Annotated in this window: 18 protein-coding genes and 1 pseudogene; 8 read left to right on the top strand and 11 right to left on the bottom strand. The window is 68.5% G+C overall.

Annotated elements, in window-relative coordinates:
- Positions 1 to 198 precede the first annotated feature (198 nt).
- From cydC to A5789_RS23445, 5 genes are all read right to left on the bottom strand, one after another.
- Positions 199 to 1,917 (bottom strand): thiol reductant ABC exporter subunit CydC, encoded by a 1,719-nt coding sequence (cydC, locus tag A5789_RS23465; RefSeq protein WP_227463202.1) that lies wholly within the window; start codon positions 1,915 to 1,917, stop codon positions 199 to 201.
- Positions 1,914 to 3,920 carry a thiol reductant ABC exporter subunit CydD gene (cydD, locus tag A5789_RS35900; RefSeq protein WP_082940900.1) on the bottom strand — a complete coding sequence of 669 codons (2,007 nt, stop codon included), beginning with the start codon at positions 3,918 to 3,920 and terminating at the stop codon, positions 1,914 to 1,916. Before cydD ends, cydC begins: the two co-directional genes overlap by 4 nt.
- Before the next feature lie 7 nt (positions 3,921 to 3,927).
- Complete coding sequence (gene cydB, locus A5789_RS23455; RefSeq protein WP_063018083.1) at positions 3,928 to 4,989, bottom strand: cytochrome d ubiquinol oxidase subunit II; 1,062 nt, start codon at positions 4,987 to 4,989, stop codon at positions 3,928 to 3,930.
- A 10-nt stretch (positions 4,990 to 4,999) separates the two neighbouring features.
- On the bottom strand, positions 5,000 to 6,448 hold the full coding sequence (locus tag A5789_RS23450; RefSeq protein ID WP_063018081.1) for a cytochrome ubiquinol oxidase subunit I: 1,449 nt from the start codon (positions 6,446 to 6,448) through the stop codon (positions 5,000 to 5,002).
- 167 nt (positions 6,449 to 6,615) lie between these two features.
- Positions 6,616 to 7,530, bottom strand: a complete 915-nt coding sequence (locus tag A5789_RS23445; protein ID WP_064902310.1) for an aminodeoxychorismate lyase — start codon at positions 7,528 to 7,530, stop codon at positions 6,616 to 6,618.
- Positions 7,531 to 7,695: 165 nt separating this feature from the next.
- On the opposite strand from A5789_RS23445, the gene A5789_RS23440 reads away from it, so the two are divergent.
- From A5789_RS23440 to A5789_RS23425, 4 genes and pseudogenes are all read left to right on the top strand, one after another.
- On the top strand, positions 7,696 to 8,811 hold the full coding sequence (locus tag A5789_RS23440) for a folate-binding protein YgfZ (protein WP_369817487.1): 1,116 nt from the start codon (positions 7,696 to 7,698) through the stop codon (positions 8,809 to 8,811).
- Positions 8,812 to 8,834: 23 nt separating this feature from the next.
- Positions 8,835 to 9,458, top strand: a pseudogene (locus A5789_RS23435) (MOSC domain-containing protein); the annotation flags it as partial.
- 206 nt (positions 9,459 to 9,664) lie between these two features.
- The gene (locus A5789_RS23430; RefSeq protein WP_063018077.1) at positions 9,665 to 10,624 is read left to right on the top strand and encodes an asparaginase; all 960 of its coding nucleotides are present in this window, start codon (positions 9,665 to 9,667) and stop codon (positions 10,622 to 10,624) included.
- 185 nt (positions 10,625 to 10,809) lie between these two features.
- Positions 10,810 to 11,016: a DUF3073 domain-containing protein gene (locus A5789_RS23425; RefSeq protein WP_063018105.1), complete on the top strand. Its 207-nt coding sequence runs from the start codon at positions 10,810 to 10,812 to the stop codon at positions 11,014 to 11,016.
- A 333-nt stretch (positions 11,017 to 11,349) separates the two neighbouring features.
- Here A5789_RS23425 and purM read toward each other — a convergent pair whose 3' ends face one another.
- A complete protein-coding gene (gene purM / locus A5789_RS23420) occupies positions 11,350 to 12,468 on the bottom strand; it encodes a phosphoribosylformylglycinamidine cyclo-ligase (RefSeq protein WP_051756841.1) in 1,119 nt (372 codons plus the stop codon).
- Between the two features lie 187 nt (positions 12,469 to 12,655).
- Between purM and A5789_RS23415 the strand changes: the two genes are divergently transcribed.
- Positions 12,656 to 13,522: an alpha/beta fold hydrolase gene (locus A5789_RS23415; RefSeq protein ID WP_063018076.1), complete on the top strand. Its 867-nt coding sequence runs from the start codon at positions 12,656 to 12,658 to the stop codon at positions 13,520 to 13,522.
- Positions 13,509 to 14,132 (top strand): TetR/AcrR family transcriptional regulator, encoded by a 624-nt coding sequence (locus tag A5789_RS23410; RefSeq protein WP_030517429.1) that lies wholly within the window; start codon positions 13,509 to 13,511, stop codon positions 14,130 to 14,132. Before A5789_RS23415 ends, A5789_RS23410 begins: the two co-directional genes overlap by 14 nt.
- Positions 14,133 to 14,246: 114 nt before the next feature.
- Here A5789_RS23410 and purF read toward each other — a convergent pair whose 3' ends face one another.
- The gene (gene purF, locus A5789_RS23405) at positions 14,247 to 15,851 is read right to left on the bottom strand and encodes an amidophosphoribosyltransferase (protein WP_064902309.1); all 1,605 of its coding nucleotides are present in this window, start codon (positions 15,849 to 15,851) and stop codon (positions 14,247 to 14,249) included.
- 175 nt (positions 15,852 to 16,026) lie between these two features.
- Here purF and A5789_RS23400 point away from each other — a divergent pair, with 175 nt between their 5' ends.
- A complete protein-coding gene (locus A5789_RS23400) occupies positions 16,027 to 17,304 on the top strand; it encodes a YhgE/Pip domain-containing protein (protein ID WP_064902308.1) in 1,278 nt (425 codons plus the stop codon).
- Between the two features lies 1 nt (position 17,305).
- Here A5789_RS23400 and A5789_RS23395 read toward each other — a convergent pair whose 3' ends face one another.
- The 3 genes from A5789_RS23395 to A5789_RS23385 are packed head-to-tail and all read right to left on the bottom strand — an operon-like array spanning position 17,306 to position 20,193.
- Positions 17,306 to 17,692 carry a sterol carrier family protein gene (locus A5789_RS23395; protein WP_064902307.1) on the bottom strand — a complete coding sequence of 129 codons (387 nt, stop codon included), beginning with the start codon at positions 17,690 to 17,692 and terminating at the stop codon, positions 17,306 to 17,308.
- Between the two features lie 28 nt (positions 17,693 to 17,720).
- Complete coding sequence (locus A5789_RS23390; protein WP_227463203.1) at positions 17,721 to 18,377, bottom strand: CPBP family intramembrane glutamic endopeptidase; 657 nt, start codon at positions 18,375 to 18,377, stop codon at positions 17,721 to 17,723.
- Between the two features lie 58 nt (positions 18,378 to 18,435).
- A complete protein-coding gene (locus tag A5789_RS23385) occupies positions 18,436 to 20,193 on the bottom strand; it encodes an alpha/beta-hydrolase family protein (protein ID WP_064902305.1) in 1,758 nt (585 codons plus the stop codon).
- Positions 20,194 to 20,332: 139 nt separating this feature from the next.
- On the opposite strand from A5789_RS23385, the gene A5789_RS23380 reads away from it, so the two are divergent.
- Positions 20,333 to 20,614, top strand: coding sequence for a YiaA/YiaB family inner membrane protein (locus A5789_RS23380; RefSeq protein ID WP_064902304.1), 282 nt, complete (start codon positions 20,333 to 20,335; stop codon positions 20,612 to 20,614).
- Positions 20,615 to 20,656: 42 nt separating this feature from the next.
- Here the strand turns inward: A5789_RS23380 and purL are convergent, their stop codons facing one another.
- The gene (gene purL / locus A5789_RS23375) at positions 20,657 to 22,951 is read right to left on the bottom strand and encodes a phosphoribosylformylglycinamidine synthase subunit PurL (protein ID WP_063009923.1); all 2,295 of its coding nucleotides are present in this window, start codon (positions 22,949 to 22,951) and stop codon (positions 20,657 to 20,659) included.
- Between the last annotated feature and the right edge of the window lie 21 nt (positions 22,952 to 22,972).

The following is a 22,972-nucleotide window of genomic DNA, read 5'->3' as shown; positions in this document are numbered from 1 at the left end:
GAATCCACTGCAGCGGGCCGCGGTACGGGGACCGCGGCTGTGGCGCTCAACCGGCAGCCACCTCACGCGTCCTCTGAATATCCATTCTTCGAACCACCTCCTTTCCCGTGTACAGACGAAACTACCGGCCGCGGCCGAGGAGCTGCAACGGATTTTTCGCAGAGCCGAATTCCGGTGCCGACCTGGGTTTTCGCCGGGTCAGGCGGCGACGCGGCGAGTGATCGATATCTCGCCGCCGGGTGCGACCGCGACCACGGTGTCGGCGCGGTGATCGGGGGGCAGCTGGTGGGTCACGACGACCACCGTGCGATCCGGGTCGACGAGACCGCTGGTTTCGTCGAGCAGTGCGCGCAGCAGGTCGGCGCCCGCCGCCGCCTCCATATGTTCGGTGGGTTCGTCCAGGAGCAGGGTGTCGGCGGGGGCGACGAGAGCGCGCGCCAGCAGCAGACGCCGGCGCTGCCCGCCCGAGAGTGCGGCCGCGCCTCCGACCAGATCCGTTTCCAGTCCCTCCGGCAGAGTATCGAGCCACGGCCCGGAACCGACCGCGCGCAGGGCGCTTTCGGCCACCGCGTCGGTCACGTCGCCGCGGGCCACCCGGAGGTTCTCCACGACCGAGGTGCCGAATACGTGGGCGTCCTCGGCGAAGAAGGTGCGCCCGGGGCGCGGGGTGTCGAACAGTCCGGCCCAGCTCATCAGCATCGTGGTCTTGCCCGCCCCGCTCGGGCCCACCACGGCGATCCGGCGGCCCGGCGGAAGGTCGGGCAAGGCGTGGATCAGGCGGGCACGCAGGTCGCCGCTGTCGGCCGGCACGACACGGTCGCCCGGATCGCCGGCCCCCGACGGCGGCTCGACCGGGTCGAGGGCACGGATGCGGCGCAGGGCGGCGCGGCCCTTGGTGAGGGCCTGCGCCGCGGCGGGCAGCCCCCCCACGGCCTCGAATGCCGACAACGGCAGCAGCACCAGGATCGCGAAGGCCATCGGGCTGATCCCACCGGCCGGCGCGGGCTGCAACGGCTCGGCCGGCGCGCCGAAGCCGTTGCCGTACAACACGATTCCGATCAGCAGGGCGCCCAGAACGCTGGCGCCGATCGACAGCGGAGTCGCCGCGGCCGCCCACGCGCTGCGCGAGGCCGCCCGGTCCTCGGCACGCACCGCGCGCTCGGCGGCCGTCGCGGCGGCCGTCATCGCCGTGTCGAGCCGACCGGCGACCCGCAGTTCGGGAGCGTGATCGAGCACCGTCACGGCCGCGGCCCGGAATTCGGCACGATCGGATTGCACCGCCAGTTCGGCGTCGCGCGCCGCGCGCGCGGACAGCCAGGGCGCGAACCCGCCGGAGACCAGCAGAGCCACGGCCAGAATCACCCCGGCAGGCACGGAAATGGTGGCGAGCAGGGCTACCGCGGCGAGCGAGAGCAGGATCGCGACCGCGATGGGGACGACCGCGCGCACGATCACGGCGCCCAGGTCATCGATATCCGCGCCGATCCGGGTGAGCAGATCACCCCGGCGCAGCAGCGCGGTCTCCCGCCCGGCGCCGCGTTCCGTCGAACCGGTGACGTCGCCCTCGGACCGGCCGTAGCGTCGCAGAGACCGGATGTCGGTGCGCGCCAACGCCGTATACACCGCCGTGCGGGCCGTCGTCATGGCGCGCAGCGCGACGTCGTGAGTCGCCAACCGCTCGATATAGCGGAACAGTCCGCGCGAGATGCCCAGTGCCCGGACGGCGACTACCGCGACGCTCAGGTCCAGCACCGGCGGCATCTGCCATGCCCGTGCGATCAACCACGCCGCCAGCGCCGCCAACCCCAGCCCACTGCCGAGAGCGACGGTTCCCCAGCAGATCGATACGACCACGCGCCACGGCGAGATCTCCGAAACCCGCCGCAGCTCCCGCAGTTCGGCCCACAGGGATTTCACGGCGTCCACCCCCTGGTCATCGCCCGGCCGACTCCGATCGGCGCCACGGACGTGCCCGCTGCCCGCGCATCGCCACGCCGCACCTCGTTCGCACCCTCCACCTCCGCAGGAGCGGCGTGCTCCGACCCATCCGATTCGGGGCCGGCCGACTCTCGTTGCGCGGCATGATCTTCCGCCGGGTCCGAGTCCGCCCGCGCGTGTACCTCGATGATGTGATCCGCGATGGCGAGCACGGTGGGGCGGTGCGCCACCACGACGACCGTCGCGCCCGCGCGGGCCCGTTCGGTCAGGGCGGCGAGGACCGTCGCCTCACTGTGTTCGTCGAGATGGGCGGTGGGTTCGTCGAAGAGCAGAATCGGGCGGTCGGCGGCCAGCACGCGAACCAATGCCAGGCGTTGGCGCTGGCCGAGGGACAGACCGACGCCGCCGGGACCCACCACGGTGTCCCAACCGTCCGGAAGTTCGTCGAGTACGGTGTCGAAACCCGTTGCCGCACAAGCATTGTCGACGGCCTCGACGCGGCCGGTCGTACCGCGACGCCCGCCGTCACCAGCTTGCGCGCCGAAGAGTTCGAGGTTCTCTCGCAAGGTGCCGGGCAGCAGCACCGGGCGCTGCGGCAGCCAAGCGATATGCGACCACCACCCGTCCGGATCGAGCTCGCCGACCGGGCGCCCACCCGCCAGAACCGTACCCCGCTCCGGCGCCATCAGACCCAATATCACTTGCAGCGCAGTCGATTTCCCGCTTCCATTGGGACCGATGAGGGCGGTCACCGCTCCCGGTCGCAGCACACCCGACAATCCGGCGGGTGCGCACCCGTCCCGCGCGCGCACCCACACGTCACGCAGCTCGATGTCTCCGGTCCCCGGTTCGACCGTCACCGGGACTCGCGCCGCGCGCGGCTCGCCGGATCGCCGGACGCTGCGGGCATCTGCTCGCCGAGGTTCGGTGGGCGCGTCGGCCTCCACCGAGACTTCCCGCGCACCGGTGACGCCCGCGGACAGGTCCCGCTCGGTCCGGTCCGGCTCCAGTATCGCGAAAGCCCGTTCGGCAGCGGCCATTCCGTCCTGCGCCGCGTGGAATCTCTCCCCCACCGCACGCAGCGGCAGATAGACCTCGGGGGCGAGGATCAGGCCCAGCAGACCGGCGTACAGGCCCATATGCCCGAAGACCAGCCGCATGCCGATCGACACGGCGACCAGTGCCACGCACAGGGTCGCCAGCATCTCCAGCACCATCGACGACAGGAACGCCATCCGCAGCGTCGCCATGGTCCGCTTGTGCAGCGCCTCGCCGAGCTCGCGCACCCGATGCCGCATGGTCGGCGCACCGTCCTCGGCCGCACCGGTTTCCCGGCCGAGCGCCCGCAGCGTCGGCATGCCGGCGAACAGGTCGAGCATCTGATCCGACAGCCGGGTGGTGGCGGCCAGGGCGTCGGCGGCACGGCCCTGGGTCATCAGCCCGATCAGGATCATGAAGATCGGGATCAGCGGCAGCGTCACCAGGATGATGATCGCCGCGGTGAGATCGTGCACCGCGATCACGGCCAGCACGACGGGCGGCACCAGGACCGCGAGCAGCAACGCGGGCAGATATCCGGTGAGATAGGCGCGCAATCCGCCCAGCCCGTCGCCGACCACCACCGCCAGTTCGGTTCGCCGCCGATCCAGCTCCCGCGGCGGCAGTGCGGCTCCGGCGGCCAGGACGGAATTCTCCAACTCCGCGACGACCTGTGCGCCGGCTCGATGCGCCAGCCGCGACTGCCACCAGCTCGCCACCGTCCGCACCGCGATCGCCGCCGCCAGAATCGCCAGCTCGGTGGTCCACGCGCCGATCGTGCGCTGCCCGGGATCGGTGATCACGCCCGCCGCGATCCGGGCCAGCATCAGCGCCGCGACCACGATGCCCGCCGTGATCACCAGCGACAGTCCCACGCTGATGATCAGATATCGGCGGGCCGAGCGGGCATGGCGCCACAGCCGGGGATCGACGGGACGGGCCATCGTGGACCTACCGCGCGCCGCTGCGCATCGACAGGCCGATCGGCGCCGGGATCTGCTCGACGGTGATGCGCTTGCGGAAGACCCAGTACGTCCAGCCCTGGTAGATCAGCACGACCGGAGTCAGCACCACCGCGACCCAGCTCATCACCACCAGCGTGTAATGCGTGGAGGAGGCGCTGACGGTGGGATGCCCGTCGACCATCCGGCCGTCGACGGTCAGCCCGTAGGCGGCGTCGATGGTGGACGGCAGCACGTACGGGAACAGCGCACCGAACAGCAGCACGATCGCGGCGACCACGGTGACGGCGGTGCCGGTGAACGCCCAGCCGTCGCGATGCCGCAGCACCGCACCACCGGCGAGCAGGAGGCCGAATACCGCCACGCCCAACGGGATCCAGGTCCAGCCCTGGCCGTGCGCGAGCTGGGTCCACAGCGCGAACGCGGCGGCGACCACGGTGGCCGGCAACCAGATCACCCGGGCGGTCCGCTCGGCGCTGTCGCGAATATCGCCGCCGGTCTTCAAGGCGATGAACACCGCACCGTGCAGGATGAACAACAGCAGCAGCGTCAGGGCGCCGAGCAGCCCGTAGGGGTTGATCAGGCCGAGCAGACCGCCCTCGATCCGCCGCTGCGCGTTGAGCTGCGTTCCGTGCACGATATTCGCGAAGGCCAGTCCCCAGGCCAGCGCGGGCACCCAGGAACCGAAGACGATCGCGGCGTCGCACCATTTGTACCAGCGCGGATCGTGGATCTTGCCGCGCCATTCGATCGCCACCGCGCGCACGATCAACGCCACCAGGATCAGCAGCAGTGCCACGTAGAACCCGGAGAACAGGCTGGCATACCACTCCGGGAAGGCCGCGAACATCGCGCCGCCCGCGGTGATCAGCCACACTTCGTTGCCGTCCCAGACCGGTCCGATCGTGTTGAGTACGGCGCGCTTTCGCGTTTCGTCGCCGCGGCCGATGATCGGCATCAGTATCCCGACGCCGAAATCGAAGCCCTCGAGCACGAAGTAGCCGGTGAACAGGACACCGATCAGCAAGAACCAGAATTCGGGCAGACTCATCCTCGGCTCCTCAGTACGCGAACGAAAGCTTCTCGACCGCAGACGTTTCCGTCTCCGCGGGTGGCTGTTCGGGCCCCTCGATCACATAGCGCCGCATGAGGAAGAACCACACGACGGCAAGTGCGCCGTACACGAGCGTGAAGACGATCAGCGAGGCCAGCACGGTGCCTGCGGTATGCCCGGAGACAGCTTGCTGCACGGTCATCCGGATGGCCGGGTTCCCGGTCGGATTCGGTGCGACCACCCAGGGCTGGCGGCCCATCTCGGTGAAGACCCAGCCCGCGCTGTTGGCCAGGAACGGCGTCGGAATGCAGATCAGGCTCAGCCATTTGAACCACGGCTGATCCGGGATCCGTCCGCGCCGGGTCATCCAGAAGCCCAGCAGCGCGATGGCCGCCGAACCCACTGCCCAGCCGATCATGGCGCGGAAGGTCCAGTAGGTGACGAACAGATTCGGCCGATAGTCACCCGGGCCGAATTTTTCGTTGTAGCTCGCCTGCAGGTCCTTGACGCCCTGCAGCGTCACGCCGCTGAACCTGCCTTCGGCGAGGTAAGGCAGCACGCCGGGCACCTCGAGGACGCGGGTGATGCTGTCACAGTTGTTGTGGGTGCCGACGGTGAGTATCGAGAAGTCGGGATCGGTTTCGGTGTGGCACAACGATTCCGCCGAGGCCATCTTCATCGGCTGCTGTTTGAACATCAGCTTGCCCTGGATGTCACCGGTGAATACCAGTGCGATGCCGGCGATCACGATCACCCACATCCCGGCGCGGGCGGCGGGCCGCCACATACCGCGCGCCTCTTCCAGCAGCTCCGGATGGCCCGAGCGGGCGTTGCGAACCATCCACCAGCCGCCGATACCGGCTACGAAGGTGCCGGCGGTGAGGAACGCACCCGCCACGACGTGCGGGAAGGCCGCCAGCGCGGTGTTGTTGGTCAGCAGTGCGCCGATGCTCTGCAGTTCGGCGCGGCCGGATTCGGGGTTGTAGCGGGCGCCGACCGGATGCTGCATGAACGAGTTGGCGGCGATGATGAAGAAGGCCGAGGCGTTCACGCCGATCGCGACCAGCCAGATGGTGGCCAGGTGCACCAGTTTGGGCAGCCGCGACCAGCCGAAGATCCACAGACCCAGGAAGGTCGATTCCAGGAAGAACGCGGCCAGGCCCTCCATGGCCAGCGGGGCGCCGAATACGTCGCCGACGAAGCGGGAGTATTCGCTCCAGTTCATGCCGAACTGGAACTCCTGCACGATGCCGGTGGCGACACCGAGCGCGAAGTTGATCATGAACAATTTGCCGAAAAACTTCGTCAGCCGGTACCAGTGATCCTTACCCGTGATCACCCATGCGGTCTGCATCCCGGCGACCATGGGCGCGAGGCCGATGGTGAGCGGTACGAAGATGAAGTGATAGACGGTCGTGATCCCGAACTGCCAACGTGAGACGTCGACGACATCCATCCGGCGGCCTCCTGTGTCATGCGGGACATCCACACGTACTACGACATGTCGTAGTAGAGCCTACGCCGGTACAGCCGTGGATCAACGAGTCCTACGTCACGACATTCCAACAATTATTGCTGCGCGGTAACGGGTTCCGCTTTCGACGCTCCGACACCGCGGTCGAATCAGGTCCAGTCGGCGATATTCCAGGCTCGTTCGATCCCGCGATTCACCAGATCCGTGATTTCTTCGGCACAGTCCGGTGCCGACATCCGCAGCCCGTCCAGTGTCGCCACCCGCGCGGCCAGCGTGATGCTCGACAGTAGCCAAACACTGTCGGCGGTAACGAGATCCGCCGTGAACAGCGACTTGTAGCTGCAGTCCCAGCCGGCCTTGCCCGCCTCGGCGAACAAGGCGCGCTCGGTGATGCCGGGCAGCACGCCGTCGCGCGCGGGCGGGGTGAGCAACTGCTTGTCGCGCTGGATCACGACCGTCGAGCGCGGCCCCTCCAGCACGCGGTGCTCGGTGCTGGTGAAGATCACGTCGTCGGCGTCCTGGCGGGCCGCGAACCGCAGCGCCGCCATATTCGTCGCATAGGAGAGCGTCTTGGCACCCAGCAGGAGCCACGGGGCGGTGGTCGCGAGTTCGGTGGAGATGCCCCGAGTGAGAGTGATCACCGAGATGCCTTCGGCGCGAGCCTTACTCACCCGCTCGGCGACCGGGCTCACGAGCACGTAGCCGGTGAGATCCGGTGCCGGGCCGGACAGTTCGCCCGAACCGACGCGCTGGGACTCGGCGCCGTCGCGGCCCCGCGTCACGATCATGCGCAGCACGCCCTCGCGGTCGGATCCCCATTCCTTGACCGCCGACTCCACGGCGCTGCGCCACTGGGCGACATCCGGGTCGGGCAGGTCGAGTGCCTGGGCCGAACGGCGTAGCCGAGCCAGATGTAATTCCAGTGCACTCGCTTTACCGTCTCGCACCAGCACCGTCTCGAAGACGCCGTCGCCGCGCAACGTGCCGATATCGTCCGCGTAGAGCAACGGCTCGTCCGGATTCCGGACGGTACCGTCGAGTGTCACCAGAACTCGATCCACCATGCGTGGCAGCCTAGGCGAATCGAGCGCTCCAGGCGTGGGTACGCAATCGTCGGGCAACGCCCGGGCGAGCCCCGCGCCCACAGGCATATCCACGGCACACTCACCGCATACCTGCGGCAACCTGTGGCGCGGCGCGGGTCGGCGCGACCGCCTATTGTGGAAAACGTGTCCGTGGTTGCCGCCCCCAGTCCACTGCTCGGTCTCCCAGGGGCCGTGCCCGGCCCGCCCGAAAGTCCCGATGCCGCGGTCGCCTGGCATTACGGCGATCCCTTCGGGGAACAGCGTGCCGCGGCCCAGCGCGTGGCCCTCGTGGACCGTTCCCACCGTTTCGTGGCGAGGATCACCGGCGCCGAACGGCTGAGCTGGCTGCACACGATTTCCAGCCAGCACATCGCCGAGTTGAGCGACGGCCGGTCCGCCGAGAACCTGGATCTGGACCTCAACGGCCGCGTCCAGCACCACTTCGTGCTGACCGAACTCGACGGCACGGTGTGGATCGACACCGAAGGCGATCGTGGCCCCGCACTGCTCGACTTCCTGCAGAAGATGGTCTTCTGGGCCGCCGCGAAACCCGAGGCCGCACCGGACCACGCGGTCCTGAGCCTGCTCGGGCCGCGGGTGCGCGAGCTGACCGAGACGCTGGGCGTCGCCGCGCTGCCGGAGGTGTACGGCGCGGTCGCCCTGCCCGGCGGCGGATTCCTGCGTCGCATGCCGTGGCCCACCGAGGATTCCTACGACCTGGTCGTGCCGCGCGACCGGCTGAGCGAACTGTGGTCGGCGCTGACCGCGGCCGGCGCCGAACCGGCCGGGCTGTGGGCCTTCGAGGCGCTGCGGGTGGCGGCGTTGCGGCCGCGCATCGGCCTCGACACCGACGATCGGACCATTCCGCACGAGGCCCACTGGATCGGCGGCCCGGACGAATTCGGCGCGGTCCATCTGAACAAGGGTTGCTACCGCGGACAGGAAACCGTCGCCCGCGTCCACAATCTCGGTAAACCGCCGCGGCATCTGGTGCTGTTGCATCTGGACGGCTCCGCCGATGCCCGGCCCGCGGCCGGCGACGCGGTGACCGCCGGGGGCCGCGCGGTCGGCCGCCTCGGCACGGTGATCGACCATTACGAACTCGGGCCGATCGCACTCGCGCTGGTCAAACGCGCCATCCCCGCCGACACCCGGCTGGAGGCCGGTCCGATGGCCGCCGCCATCGATCCGGATTCGATCCCGTCCGATGACGAGCCGCAGGCCGGCCGGCTCGCCGTGGACAAGTTGCGCGGCCGGTGAGCGCGCCCGCAGCGCCCCGGGAAATCGGCGCGATCGGCCACGTACTCGCGGTCTGTGTGCTCCATGCCGAACTCGCGGTGCCCGCGAAGGTGAGCCGGGTCGGCCGGACCGCGATCGACAAACGCCCGGTCGCCGACAGGGTGGCGGTCCGGGCGCTGGGACTGGCCGGTGACCGCGTCTGCGATACGAAACATCACGGCGGCGTCCACCAGGCCGTCTACGCCTACGCCGACGAGGACGCGCGGCAGTGGGGCGAGCAGCTGGGCCGCACGCTTGCGCCCGGCTGGTTCGGCGAGAATCTGCGGGTGTCCGGGCTGCCCGTCAGCGATGCCGTGATCGGTGAACGCTGGCGCGTCGGCGACACGCTGCTCGAGGTCAGCGCACCGCGCGTGCCCTGCGCGACCTTCGGGCACTGGTCGGGCGAGAAGCAGTGGGTCAAGCGCTTCACGCTGCAGGCCGATACCGGCGCCTATCTGCGAGTGCTGACCGAGGGCACGATCGGCGCGGGCGACCGGGTGCACGTGGACCACATCCCCGAGCACGGCATCACGGTGCGCGACCTGTTCACCGGACACGATCCGGCACGGCTGGAACATCTGCTGGCCGCCGAACCGACGATCTCCGAAGACGTGCGCATGCAGATCGCCCGGCATGCGCGGCGGGCCGCCAACCGGACGCGCAACACCGAACTCCACGAGGAGATTCGCGCCGCGGCAGTGCCGGACAGGGCGGCGGGCGCGGAAGCATCCACCGTTGCATCGAACGGGGCGCTGCCGGACCCCGCGCCGGCCGGCGGGGCGCAGCCGATACCGGCCGCGACGGCGTGCGGAACCGCCGGACGAGGAGATCGGCCGTGAGCGTAGAGCTGGTGGAAGTGGTCCGCTCCGGATTCCGCGAATGCGTGCACCGCGGGTCGGTGGTGATCATCGAACCCGACGGGGAACCGTCGCTGGCCCGGGGCGAGGTGCATCTGCCGATCTTCCCGCGGTCGACCAATAAGCCCATGCAAGCGATCACCTTGCTGCGCAACGGTTTCGAGCCGGTGGACGAGGCCGAACTCGCCATCGCCACCGCCTCGCATTTCGGCGAACCCGACCATCTGGCGCTGGTGCGGCGGCTGCTGGACCGCTTCGGTTTCGACGAGAACGGTCTGGAATGCCCGCCGGATCTGCCGATGGGCGAACAGGCCCGCGCCGAGGCACTGGCGCGCGACCGGCACTCGGCCCCTCGCAAGATCTACATGAACTGCTCGGGCAAACATGCCGCGATGCTGGCGACCTGTGTGATCAACGGCTGGCCGACCATCGGATATCTCGACCCCTCCCATCCGCTGCAGCAGGCGGTCACGGCGACGATCGCCGAGATCACCGGCGAACCCGAGACCGACCTCGGCATCGACGGCTGCGGCCTGCCGATCGTCCCGGTCTCGCTGATCAATCTCGCCCGTGCCTACGCCGGCCTCGCCACCGCGGCCCCCGGATCGCCGGAACGCCGGGTCGCGGATGCGATTCGCCACCACCCGCGAGTGATTTCGGGCACGGGCGCCCCCGATCTCGAGACCATGCGGGCGACCCCCGGACTGGTCTGCAAGATCGGAGCGGACGGTGTGCACGCGGGCGCGCTGCCGGACGGCCGCGCCTTCGCCTATAAGATCGATGACGGCCACGACCGGGCCCGGATGCCGCTGACGCAGGCGATTCTCCAGCGTATGGGGGTCGAGTGGACCGAGGCCCACGCCGCGCTCGCCGGGCCGCCGGTCCTGGGCGGCGGGGCCCGGGTCGGCATCATCCGGGCAATCCCGGGGGCGGTGTAGAAGCTCACCATTTCGGCGAACCCCCGCTCGACGGCCCCGCGAACGGTGGATGTTCCGGAGTCTTCACCGACTCCTGGAAGCGCGACCGCCTGACACACGCTAAAGTGTCTGTCAGGAAGATTATTAATTCGAACGGGGCCGCCAACCACCCCAGGCCGCCCCGCAGTGACGCGAGGGGGTCAGCCATGGGCCGTGGCCGGGCTAAGGCAAAGCAGACCAAGGTTGCACGCGAGCTGAAGTACAGCTCGCCGTCGACCGACTTCGCGAGCCTTCAGCGCGAGCTGTCGGGGCACTCCCCCCGGCGGAGCGGTGTGCTGTCCGAAGAGCACGATTCGGACGAATCGCTCAAGCGCTGGGAGGAAGATGAGGACTACGACGACTGGCGCCGCTGACTCGGATCGACGTATGCAGGGGGAGGCCTGAGGGGCCTCCCCCTTCGCACGTCGGCAGCGTTTCGGCCGATAGATCGACCGATCCCCACCTCGATGAGGGCTCGTAGTACGGGTTGCCGCCGCAGGTATCACCGATACCCAGGGCGGCATTACCCAAGTTCGGATTGCTCCGATTTCCACCGTCGCGCACGGTAGACGCTTCGCCGTCCGAGCGCCCCGGAGTGGTGCCGTGGGCAACCCGTGAGCGCGTCGTTAGCGACCCCCGACACGACGCCTCCCGAGACGACAACGCCTCCCCGCCCGAACCGTGCGAGGAGGCGTCGATGTGTCCGCTCAGAACCTCGGATGTTCCCCGACCAGCGCCACGCGCGCGGCATCGGCATCCTTGGCCTTCTTGACCGATCCCAAGGTCCAGCATTCGATATGCCGCGCGGTCAGCACCGCGAGCGCACGATCGGCATCCTCGGGGGCGACGACGGCGACCATGCCGACGCCCATGTTGAAGGTCTTCTCCATCTCCGCCCGCTCGACCCGGCCGCGCTGCGCGATCAGTTTGAAGATCGGCGCGGGATTCCAGGTGCCACGGTCGATTTCGGCGACCAGCCCGGCCGGCAGCACGCGGGCCAGATTGTTCGCCAGCCCGCCGCCGGTGACGTGGGCGAAGGTGCGCACATCGGTCTCCGCGATCAGCGCCAGACAATCCTTGGCATAGATCTTGGTAGGTTCCAGCAACTCTTCGCCCAGGGTGCGGCCGAATTCCTCGACGTGCCCGGTGAGCGCCATCCGATCGATGTCGAGCAGCACCCGGCGCGCCAGGCTGTAGCCGTTGGAATGCAGGCCCGAGGAGCCCATCGCGATGACGACGTCGCCGGGCCGGACCCGATCCGGGCCCAGCACCTCGTCCGCTTCCACGACGCCGACGCCGGTCGCGGAGATGTCGTAGTCGTCGGCGCCCATCATGCCCGGATGCTCGGCCGTCTCGCCGCCCAGCAGCGCACATCCGGCCTGGATGCAGCCCTCGGCGATACCGGAGACGATCTGCGCGACCCGCTCCGGGACCACCTTGCCGACCGCGATGTAGTCCTGCAGGAACAGCGGTTCCGCGCCACAGACGACCAGATCGTCGACGACCATGGCGACCAGGTCCAGGCCGACCGTGTCGTGCTTGTCCAGCGCCTGCGCGACCGCGATCTTGGTGCCCACACCGTCGGTGGAGGCGGCCAGCAGCGGTTCCCGGTAGCCGCCCTTGAGCGCGAACAATCCGGCGAAACCGCCCAGACCGCCCTGCACCTCGGGCCGGCTGGCCTTCTTGGCCAGCGGCGCGAACAACTCGACTGCGCGGTCGCCGGCCTCGATGTCGACACCGGCGGCGGCATAGGACGCGCCTCCGGATTGGGCCTCGTCGGCGCCGGTGTCGTTCACACCGGCACCACTCGGGGTCTGCTCAGTCATTGTTCGGGAAAGCTCCAAACCGAATCGGCGGACAGATGCCTGATCACGCTACCGGAGCCGGATAACGAGACTGCACCGGTATTGGGCTGCACGTACGGATTCGAGGCTACCGTCACATCCACCATTGACATACATACGGTATGTAGGTAACTCTGGAACACATCACACCCACTCCGGAAGGCATGTCATGGGAATCAGCACCAGCCTCGGCCCGATTCGACACGTCGCCGTGCCGGGCGGCCGCATCCGCTATCACGACACCGGTTCCGGCTCGCCGGTCGTCTTCGTCCACGGCCTGCTCGTCAACGCCGATCTGTGGCGCAAGGTGGTACCGGACGTCGCCGCCGCCGGGCATCGCTGCCTCACCCCGGACTGGCCGTTCGGCTCGCACTCGGAGCCGATGCCGGCCGCCGACCTCACCCCGACCGGCGCGGCCGATCTGATCGCCGCGTTCCTGCGGGAACTCGACCTCACCGACGTCACCCTGGTGGCCAACGACACCGGCGGGGCGATCACGCAGATCATGCTCTCGCGCGATCGCAGCCGGGTCGGGCGCGTGGTGTTCACCAACTGCGACGCCTACGAGAAGTTCTTCCCGCAACCGTTCACTCCGCTGCCGCGGCTCTCGCGCGTACCCGGCCTGCTCACCGCGATTCTGCAGAGCCTGCGCTTCCGGCCGGCGCAGCGGCTGCCCCTCGCCTACGGGTTGGTCACCAAAGAGCCGCTGCCGCACGAGATCGCGGATTCCTACCTGCTGCCGAGCCGCAATTCCGCAGCCATCCGCGCCGATCTGCGCCGGTTCCTGCGCGATATCCACAAGCGCCATACCCTCGCGGCCGCACGCACTTTCGGCGAGTGGGATCTGCCGGTGCTGCTGGCCTGGGCCCCCGAGGACAAGGTGTTCCGGCTCGATTTCGCGCAGCGGCTGGCACACGATCTGCCTGATGCCACGTTGCACACGATCGAGGATTCACTCACCTTCATCTCGGAGGACCAGCCCGAGTTGCTCAGCCAGTTGATCGTGGAGTTCACTCGGCTGCATGCCACGCCGTAGCCAGGAGGACAGATCACGCGCGACGCGGGCGAGTCTCGAGTCGGTCGGGCGGCGGCTGTTCGCCGAACGCGGATATTCCGCGGTGTCGGCGGAGGAGATCGTCGCCGCGGCCGGTGTCACCCGCGGCGCGCTGCATCATCACTACGGCGACAAGCGCGGCCTGTTCATCGCGGTACTGGAACAGCTCGAGGCGGACAACACCGAGGAGGTCCGGCATGCGATCGACACCCTGCCCGACCCGACCGATCTGCTGGCCGCGATGGCGACCGGCCTGCACACCTTCCTCATGATCAGCCGCCGCCCGGAAACGGTCCGGATCGCCATGTCCGACGGCCCTGCGGTACTCGGCTGGCAGGGCTGGCGTGAGATGGAAGCGCGCCACGGCCTCGGGCTGATCACCAATCAGCTGGAATTGGCCGTCGAGTCCGGCCTCGCGCCCGCGGTCCCGGTCCGGACCCTGGCCCAATTGATTCTGGCCGCGATCACCGAGGCGGGCATGATCGTCGCGCACGCCGACGATCCGGATGCGGCCGGCGCCGAGGCCGAGCAGTGCATTCTGATGATGCTCGGCGGATTGCTCACACCGCCCAGCACGTCACCGAGCCTGTAGGTTCTCGAACCTGTTCGGCACCGAATGTGCGTGCGCCCCAAGTCGACTCGATCTTCGATGACACATGCCGGACCGCCACGACGAGCGGCCCGGCCACGACGTCACGCGTGACGCTCAGGGGCGGCTCAGCGCGCTCGCGTTGGCATTCTCGCCCAGGAGTTCAGATTCCGGCTTACCGGAGAGAATTCCTTCGAGGACGTTCTTGCCGACGGCAGCTTCATCGGGCAGCGGGATCGGGTACTTGCCGTCGAAGCAGGCACAGCACAGGCGGGTGCGCGGCTGCTCGGTGGCCGCGATCATGCCCTCGAGCGAGATATAGCCGAGGCTGTCGGCGCCGATGGAACGTCGCACGCTTTCGACCATCGCCGCTTCCGAATCCTGTGACCCCTCGGCCATTTCCGGCCCCGCGCCGTTGGCGATCAACTCGGCCGGCGAGGCGAAGTCGATGCCGTAGAAGCACGGCCACTTCACCGGCGGGGAGGCGATGCGCACGTGGATCTCCAGCGCCCCGGCCTCGCGCAGCATCCGGATCAGCGCGCGCTGGGTGTTGCCGCGCACGATCGAGTCGTCGACCACGATCAACCGCTTCCCGCGAATCACCTCGCGCAGTGGGTTGAGCTTGAGCCGGATACCGAGCTGGCGGATGGTCTGGCTGGGCTGGATGAAGGTGCGGCCCACGTAGGCGTTCTTCATCAGGCCCTGGCCGTACGGCACGCCGGAGCCCTGGGCGTAACCGACCGCGGCCGGCGTTCCGGACTCCGGGACCGGAATCACCAGATCGGCCTCGACGGGATGTTCGGCGGCCAGCCGGCGGCCGATGTCGACCCGGGTGGCGTGCACCGAGCGACCGGCGATCGTCGAATCCGGCCGAGCCAGATAGACGTATTCGAAGACACAACCCTTGGGTTCGGGGTTGGCGAACCGCAGCGAACGAACTCCGTCGGCGTCGATCGCCAGCAGTTCGCCGGGCTCGATCTCCCGGACGAACGAGGCGCCCACGATGTCGAGCGCGGCGGTCTCGCTGGCAACCACCCAGCCGCGGTCGAGGCGGCCCAGGCACAGCGGCCGCACACCCTGCGGATCCCGCGCCGCGTAGAGGGTGTGCTCGTCCATGAAGGTCAGGCAGAAGGCGCCGCGCAGCGTGGGCAGCAACTCCATGGCCGCCTGCTCGATGCTCTTGTCGGCCGCGGCATGGGCCAGCAGCGCGGTCATCACATCCGAATCCGACGTGGCGGTGATCGCACTGCCCGGCAGGCGGCCGTTGATCAGGCCCAATTCCCGGGCCCGCGTCGCCAGCTCGGCGGTGTTGACCAGATTTCCGTTGTGTCCCAACGCAAGTCCGGTGCCGACGGCCGTGGTGCGGAAGATCGGCTGAGCGTTCTCCCAGATGGTGGAACCGGTGGTGGAGTACCGGCAGTGCCCGATGGCGATATGCCCCGGCATCGCCGCCAGCGTCTGTTCGTCGAAGACCTGCGAGACGAGGCCCAGATCCTTGAACACCAGTACCTGCGAGCCGTCCGCGACCGCGATACCGGCGGCCTCCTGGCCGCGGTGCTGCAGTGCGTACAAGCCGTAGTACGTGAGCTTGGCCACATCCTCGCCCGGAGCCCAGACGCCGAAGACGCCACACTCCTCGCGGGGTTCGTTCTCAGGCTCGTCGACTGCGGAGGAGTTTAGGCCTGCGGCGGTCTTCGGGATCGACAGATCGGCGTGGGTCACCGTTTGCTCCCTGTTAGTCGGGCGGGGGGCACTCATCATTCTACGGGTCATCCGCGCGAAACCCACGTCCGGATCCTCCGGGTGGCGAGCTGTTTGCTGCTACGGTTCGTCCGTGGCGAGTATCGACACCGCAGTACAAAGTCGAAATCTACGGCGGCTTATTCCGTTTCGATGGATGTTCCCTGTGGCGGTCGTCTCAGTGGTGGCGGCGTTGTTGGGCCTGCTGTATCTCGACTATGTCGTCGACCCCCAGCGGAATCTGCACGACTTCCCGATCGCCCTGGTCAACCAGGATGTGGGTGAGACGCTCGGCGCGCCCGGCCAGCAGAAACACGTGAACTTCGGCGATCAGGTCGCCGACGGGCTGCGTGCGGCTGTGCCCGCCGACCAGATCGATCTGCGCGTACTGGGGCTGCCGGAGGCCCAGCAGCAGATGCAGAACGGCCAGGTCTACGGCACCGTCGTCATCCCCAGCGATTTCAGTAAGCGACTCGGGATCCTGGGTGTGGGCAGTGTCATACCGGGCGATATCGAGCGGCCGATCATCACCTTGCTGACCAATCCGCGGTCGGGCACCTACGCCACGCAGATCGTGGTGCGTTTCGGGGATCAGGCGCTGCCCCAGATCAACGAGAAGGTGGGACAGCAGCTCACCGAGCAGGTGCGGACTCAGCTCACCCCGGCGCCGGGCGGCCCACCGGCCCCCGAATTGTCCGGTGCGACCCGCCTCACCCTCGCGCAACCGCTGCAGATCCTGGTGCAGGAGTTCCATCCCCTGCCCGGCGGTTCCGGCCAGGGGCTGACGGCGTTCTTCTACGCACTGCTGTTGCTGATGGCGGGCATGCTCGGCGCGATGATCGTGCACACCATGATCGACTCGGCCCTCGGCTTCATACCGACCGAATACGGGCCGTGGTACGTGCACTATCCCGCCACACCCGTCTCGAGACTTCGCACGCTCCTGATCAAATGGGCGGTCATGGCGGTGGCCGCGGTCGTGGTCTCCGCGATCCTGCTCGGCATCGGCGCGGCATTGGGAATGCCGCTGGACAATCCGCTGGGGCTGTACCTCTACGGGGTGCTCGCGATCATCGCGGTCGGCTTCACCGGTATCTCCATCCTCGCCGCGATCGGTTCGGCCGGACTGCTGGTGAACATGATCCTGTTCATCGTGCTGGGCCTGCCGTCCTCGGGCGGCACGGTTCCGATCGAGGCGACACCGAAGTACCTCGGCTGGCTGGCCACCTTCGAACCCATGCACCAGGTGTTCCTGGCGGTGCGTTCGCTGCTGTATTTCGACGGCAACGGCGCGGCCGGTTTCACCCGCGGCTTCTGGATGACCGTGCTCGGCCTCACGATCGGTGTGGTGCTCGGCGTGGTCGTAACGCGCTTCTACGACCGAAAAGGGTTGGAGCGCAAGCCGATCAATCGTACCGAGCCCGCCCCGGCCTAGGTCACAGCGCGACCAGCGGCAGCCAGCGGGCCAACTCCCCCGCCCGGATTCCGGAGGCGCTCAACGCCCCCGAATCCACCGCGGCGCCGAAATCCAGCAGTCCGGTCGCGAGCAGCAACCACGTCCGCGGGTCGGTCTCCACCACATTCGGCGGCGTCCCCCGGGTGTGCCGCGGCCCCTCGATACATTGCACCGCCACGAAGGGCGGCACCCGCACCTCCACCGAGGCGCCCGGCGCCGCGGCGGCCAGACTCCGCGCGGTCCCGCGCACGGCCGCCGCGAGCTCGGACCGTGCCGGCTGGGCCGCCGACTCGTCGCGCAGCCACGCGCCGAGCGCCGCCACCGAATCACGCACCTGAGCGGGGTCCACAGCCGAACGTCGCGCCATTCCACCGAGCGTAGCGAGCCGAACGGACTCAGCGGTGCGATACACCCCGGCCGATGCGCCGGTCACGCAGCGCCACCGCCACTCGCGGCGCCAGCGCGCCACCGGCATTCAGGCCGAGGTGAACGAGCGCCGGTGCCGTCGCACTGCCCGTGCGGCGACGCAGCCAGGAGAAGAGCAGCCCGCCCGCGGCGGTGAAGGCGACAGTGGCTGGGATGCTGTCACCCGCGGACCGTGCCGGATGAATGTGCCACAGGCCGAAAACCACTGCGCCGCCATACGTCCGCAAGTACCCCGCGTCGTCGAAGAGCCGGTCCAGCGTCCCCCGGAAGATCAGCTCCTCGCTGTAGACGGTGCCCACCGGAATGTGGATGCCGACCCATTCGGCCGTACTCACCTCCGGCTCGCGCTCGGCGAACTCCGCCATTCGATCCCGGATCCCCGGTACGGCGAGCCCGACACCGTAAGCAGTACCGATCGCACCGAATGCCGCTGCGCCCCAAGCCCAACCGCGTCGAGAAAGCCACTCCGGCCGGCCGTCGAATACCGCGGCATACCCGGTCGCGAACGCGGCGTCGGCGACCGTGCGACCCCGTATGCCCGACCCCAGCCTCGGCAGCACGCGATTGCTCCACATCAGGGCGATGCACGACGCCGATAGGGTGCGCGCCACGCTTCGGATGTTCACCGACCCGCACCTCGCGAGTGCGCGTTCCGGCCGTAGCGCGAGGTTTTCGTCACTGTGCTCATTTCACCGCGCGTTCGAACGCTTCCGACAGTTCCAGCTGCGTCCGGATGTTCTCCTGCAGTTGCGGATTCCAGTCCGGAGGCGGCAGTACCGCGGCCCAGCCGTCGAGGACGAGGGTGCCGTAGTTGTGGCCGTGCCCGTCGCTGACCCCTTGGGCATTGGTCAGATCGGCGGCGACCTGCCAGAAGGTGACCAGCGGCCACCAGCGCATCTGCGTGGACACGTCGGAGCCACGCGGCTCGGAGAGCCAATCCGGTTGGGAGAAGATCAGATCCGGTGACCACCAGACGATGGGGTCGGAGGGATGCTGCAGGTAGGCGATGCGCGGACGCCGCCATTCCGGTGACGGTTTCGTCAGATCCGCTGCGGTGGAAGCGAATCGGACCACGAGACCGTCGGCGTAGATCGGTTCCACCTCGCGGGTGCCGGGGTCGCGACGCTCGACGAACTGTTTCCACAGCCGATTGGAATTCGGCGGGCCCACCCAGAGCGCGCCGTCGACCTCGGCGCGCAGATCGGCCAGGCCGTCGAACGCCGCCTCCGAGCCCTGCGAACCCAGGCTTTCCCCGTACACCAGCAGCTTCGGCCTCGACTGCGCCGGTCGCGCCGACCAGGCGGCGTAGACCGCGTCGAACATCTTCTTCCCCGCCACCGCGACCTTCTGCCGGTCCGCGAGGAACGACAGCACACTCGGCAGATACGAGTACTGCGAGGCGAGGATCGCGGTGTCACCGCCGTACATGTATTCGAGCGCGCCCGCGGTCGTGGAATTCACCCATCCGGTTCCGGTGGTGGTGACGATCACCAGCACCTTGCGGTCGAAGGCGTGCGTGCGTTCGAGTTCGGCGACCGCGAGCTGTTCCTGGGTCTGTCCCTCGGCCGCCGATCCGAGACCGACGTAGACCCGAACCGGTTCGCGCGCGGGCTTTCCCGTCACCGCGGCGATGCGGAAGGCATCGGGTCCGTGCGAGACGAACCACCGGCCCTCCGACCCGAGCGTGTCCCATTTGGCCAGGGACGCGGGGCTGCCGGAGCGCTCGGGTTCGGTCGGCTGCACGGCGTACGGCGTCATCTTGTCGTTGCGCACGCTGAACGCCGAGTTGGCGACGGTGAAGAAGGCCTCCGACAACACACCGTTGAACAGCAGCACCGCCACCACGGCCAGCACGATCGCGCCGACGCTCGGGGCCAGTTGCGGCGGCACCCGCACCCAGCGGCTGAGCAGACGGGCGAAGAACCGCACGATCCATCGCACCGTCCGGTAGATCGCCACCACCAGCGCGGCCACCGCGACGCTGAGCCCACCGGTGCGCAGATAGGCGGCGCGCGTGGTGCCTTCCATATCCATCAGGCCGTAGATCTGCCGTTGCCAGTCGGCGGAGAGGACGAGCATGTAGATCGCGGTCAGCAGGCAGATCGTCAGGATCGTCACCTTCACCGCATAGCGAATCCGCAGCGACGGTGCGCGAAAACGCAAACGCGGCCGGATCAGTCTGCGAAAGCCCCACTCCAGCAGACAGCCCACGCCGTAACCGATGGCGGCATTCAGACCACTGATCAGACCTTGGAACAACCAGTCGCGCGGCAGCAGTGACGGCGTCACCGACCAGGCGAAAAACACTGTCGCGGTGACCAGGCCGACGTAGTTGAGGGCGATGATGTCGTCCTCGAGCCGGCGCAGCAGCCGCAGGCCCCGCCGATAGACCACAACGCCGCGCGTACGCAGCGTTGTGAGAGTCTCGGCGGTATCGAGCACCCGTCAAGTATGGCGGTCGGCGTGCCGAAATCGGGGACCTCGCCACGTGAGGCAAACAACGCCTACAGCGGGAATTACCCGGGGTACTCGAGTAGTTCTACGCACGTTCCCCGCGGCCCGGGACCGCAGACTCGACGATATGAGCACTCCCACCCAGCCGAAGAGCAGCCCCGCCTTCCTGGCCCAGGCCGCGATCGCCTTCGGCGTCAGTTTCGTCGCCGCCACCGTGGGCATCGTCTATCTGCCGCTGGATATCTGGCAGCGCGGATTCCTGTTGCTGACAACGCTGTTCATGGTCTCGAGCGCCTTCACCCTTGCCAAGGTGATCCGCGACCAGTTCGAGTCCGCGCGCGTCCATCAGCGCATCGACGAGGCCCGCGTGGAAAAGCTGATGGCCGAACACGATCCGTTCCGGGTGTGAGCGGACCGCGGCGCTCCGGGTGCGGCCGCGGTCCGCCTCGGCTCACTCCGCGGTGGCGCCGAACAGCGCGGGCAGCGTGCCCTCGTGGGCGGTGCGCAGTTCGTCCATCGTGATCGAGAACTGGCCCTGCACCTCGACCGAGTCCGAGCCCTGATCCACCACGCCGATGCGCACCCACGGCAGTTCGCGCGCGGTGCACATCTTGGTGAAACGCGTTTCCTCCGACCGCGGGACCGCGACCAGGACGCGCCCGGCCGATTCCGAGAACAGCGTGACGAACGGATCGTCCCCCTCGGGCAGCAGGATGCGCACACCGGTTTCACCGGCCAGCGCTCCTTCGACCACCGCCTGGGCCAGGCCGCCCTCGCTGAGATCGTGTGCGGCGCTGATCATTCCGTCGCGCGAGCCGGCGGTCAGCACCTCGGCGAGCAACTGCTCGCGGGCGAAGTCCACCCGCGGCGGCACACCGCCCAGGTGATCGTGCTCGACCTGCGACCAGATGGATCCGTCGAATTCGTCACGGGTCTCGCCGAGCAGGATCAGCGTCTCTCCGGGCTCGGTACCGAATCCGGTCGGGATGCGCCGGTGCACATCGTCGATGACGCCGAGCACGCCGACCACCGGGGTCGGCAGGATCGCGGTCTGCCCGGTCTGGTTGTAGAAGCTGACGTTACCGCCGGTGACCGGAATGCCCAGGGCCACACAGCCGTCCGCGAGGCCGCGCACGGCCTGCTGGAACTGCCACATCACGCCCGGATCCTCGGGGGAACCGAAGTTGAGGCAGTTGGTGACGGCCTTGGGCGTCGCGCCGGTGCTGGCGACGTTGCGGTAGGCCTCGGCCAGCGCCAGCTGCGCGCCGGTGTAGGGGTCGAGTTTGGTGTAGCGGCCCGAGGCGTCGGTGGCCAGGGCGATGCCGCGGCCGGACTCCTCGTCGATGCGGATCACGCCCGCGTCGGCATGTTCGGCCAGCACCGTGTTGCCGCGCACGTAGCGGTCGTACTGCTCGACGATCCACTTGCGGCTGCACAGCTGTGGGCTGGAGATCATCTTCAGCAGCGTGGCCCGCAGCTCGTCACCGGACTTCGGCCGGGCCAGCCCGGCGGCGGTGTCGGCGACCAGCGCGTCCTGCTCCTCGGGACGCCGCACGGGCCGCTCGTAGACGGGGCCTTCGTGCGCGACGGTGCGCGGCGGCACGTCCACCACGGTTTCGCCGTGCCACTTCACCACCAGGCGGTCGCCGTCGGTGACCTCGCCGATCACGGTGGCCAGCACATCCCACTTGTGGCAGACGGCCATGAACGCCTCGACGTTGTCGGGCGTCACCACCGCGCACATGCGTTCCTGCGATTCGCTCGAAAGCACTTCCGCCGGTGTCATATTCGCCGCGCGCAGCGGCACCTTGTCCAGGTCGATGCGCATTCCGCCGTCGCCGGCCGCCGCCAATTCCGATGTCGCACAGGACAGTCCGGCACCGCCGAGGTCCTGGATGCCGACCACCAGTCCGGCGTGGTACAGCTCGAGACAGCACTCGATGAGCACCTTCTCGGCGAACGGGTCGCCCACCTGCACGCTGGGCAGTTTCTTACGGCCGGAACCGGATTCGTCACCCGAGAAGGTGTCCGAGGCCAGCACCGACACGCCGCCGATACCGTCCAGCCCGGTCCGCGCGCCGAACAGCACGATCTTGTTGCCGGTTCCGGAGGCGAAGGCCAGGTGCAGGTCCTCCACCCGCATCACGCCCGCGCACAGCGCGTTAACCAGCGGATTGCCCTGATAGGAGGCGTCGAAGACGGTTTCGCCGCCGACGTTGGGCAGGCCGAGGGAGTTGCCGTAGCCGCCGACACCGCGCACCACGCCGTCGACCACTCGCCGGGTGTCGGGATGGTCGGCCGCGCCGAAGCGCAACTGGTCCATCACCGCGATCGGCCGCGCGCCCATCGCCATGATGTCGCGCACGATGCCGCCGACGCCGGTGGCCGCGCCCTGGTACGGCTCGACGTAGGAGGGATGGTTGTGGCTTTCCACCTTGAAGGTGACCGCCCAGCCGTCGCCGATGTCCACCACGCCCGCGTTCTCGCCGATACCGGCCAGCATGGATGCGCGCATCTCGTCGGTGGTGGTCTGGCCGAAGTAGCGCAGGTGCACCTTCGAGGATTTGTAGGAGCAGTGTTCGCTCCACATCACCGAGTACATCGCCAGCTCGGCATCGGTGGGGCGGCGGCCCAGAATGTCGCGGATGCGCGCGTATTCGTCGTCCTTGAGACCCAGCTCCTTGTACGGCTGCGGGGTATCCGGGGTGGCTGCGGCGGCGCTGACGGTGTCGACGTGGACAGTCACGGTGGGCTACCTAGGTCCTTT

The sequence above is a fragment of the Nocardia sp. 852002-51101_SCH5132738 genome, assembly GCF_001665695.1.
Taxonomy (GTDB): domain Bacteria; phylum Actinomycetota; class Actinomycetes; order Mycobacteriales; family Mycobacteriaceae; genus Nocardia; species Nocardia nova.
Note: the sequence above shows the minus strand (reverse complement) of the source record. Positions and strands in the feature narration are given on the sequence as shown.

What these genes read in the sequence shown, in the direction of transcription:
- cydD (WP_082940900.1), bottom strand. Translation starts at nt 3,920, where the DNA reads ATGGCCCGTCCCGTCGATCCCCGGCTGTGGCGCCATGCCCGCTCGGCC.
- A5789_RS23380 (WP_064902304.1), top strand. Translation starts at nt 20,333, where the DNA reads ATGAGCACTCCCACCCAGCCGAAGAGCAGCCCCGCCTTCCTGGCCCAG.
- A5789_RS23415 (WP_063018076.1), top strand. Translation starts at nt 12,656, where the DNA reads ATGGGAATCAGCACCAGCCTCGGCCCGATTCGACACGTCGCCGTGCCG.
- purM (WP_051756841.1), bottom strand. Translation starts at nt 12,468, where the DNA reads ATGACTGAGCAGACCCCGAGTGGTGCCGGTGTGAACGACACCGGCGCC.
- A5789_RS23445 (WP_064902310.1), bottom strand. Translation starts at nt 7,530, where the DNA reads ATGGTGGATCGAGTTCTGGTGACACTCGACGGTACCGTCCGGAATCCG.
- A5789_RS23450 (WP_063018081.1), bottom strand. Translation starts at nt 6,448, where the DNA reads ATGGATGTCGTCGACGTCTCACGTTGGCAGTTCGGGATCACGACCGTC.
- cydB (WP_063018083.1), bottom strand. Translation starts at nt 4,989, where the DNA reads ATGAGTCTGCCCGAATTCTGGTTCTTGCTGATCGGTGTCCTGTTCACC.
- A5789_RS23410 (WP_030517429.1), top strand. Translation starts at nt 13,509, where the DNA reads ATGCCACGCCGTAGCCAGGAGGACAGATCACGCGCGACGCGGGCGAGT.
- A5789_RS23425 (WP_063018105.1), top strand. Translation starts at nt 10,810, where the DNA reads ATGGGCCGTGGCCGGGCTAAGGCAAAGCAGACCAAGGTTGCACGCGAG.
- A5789_RS23395 (WP_064902307.1), bottom strand. Translation starts at nt 17,692, where the DNA reads ATGGCGCGACGTTCGGCTGTGGACCCCGCTCAGGTGCGTGATTCGGTG.
- A5789_RS23400 (WP_064902308.1), top strand. Translation starts at nt 16,027, where the DNA reads ATGTTCCCTGTGGCGGTCGTCTCAGTGGTGGCGGCGTTGTTGGGCCTG.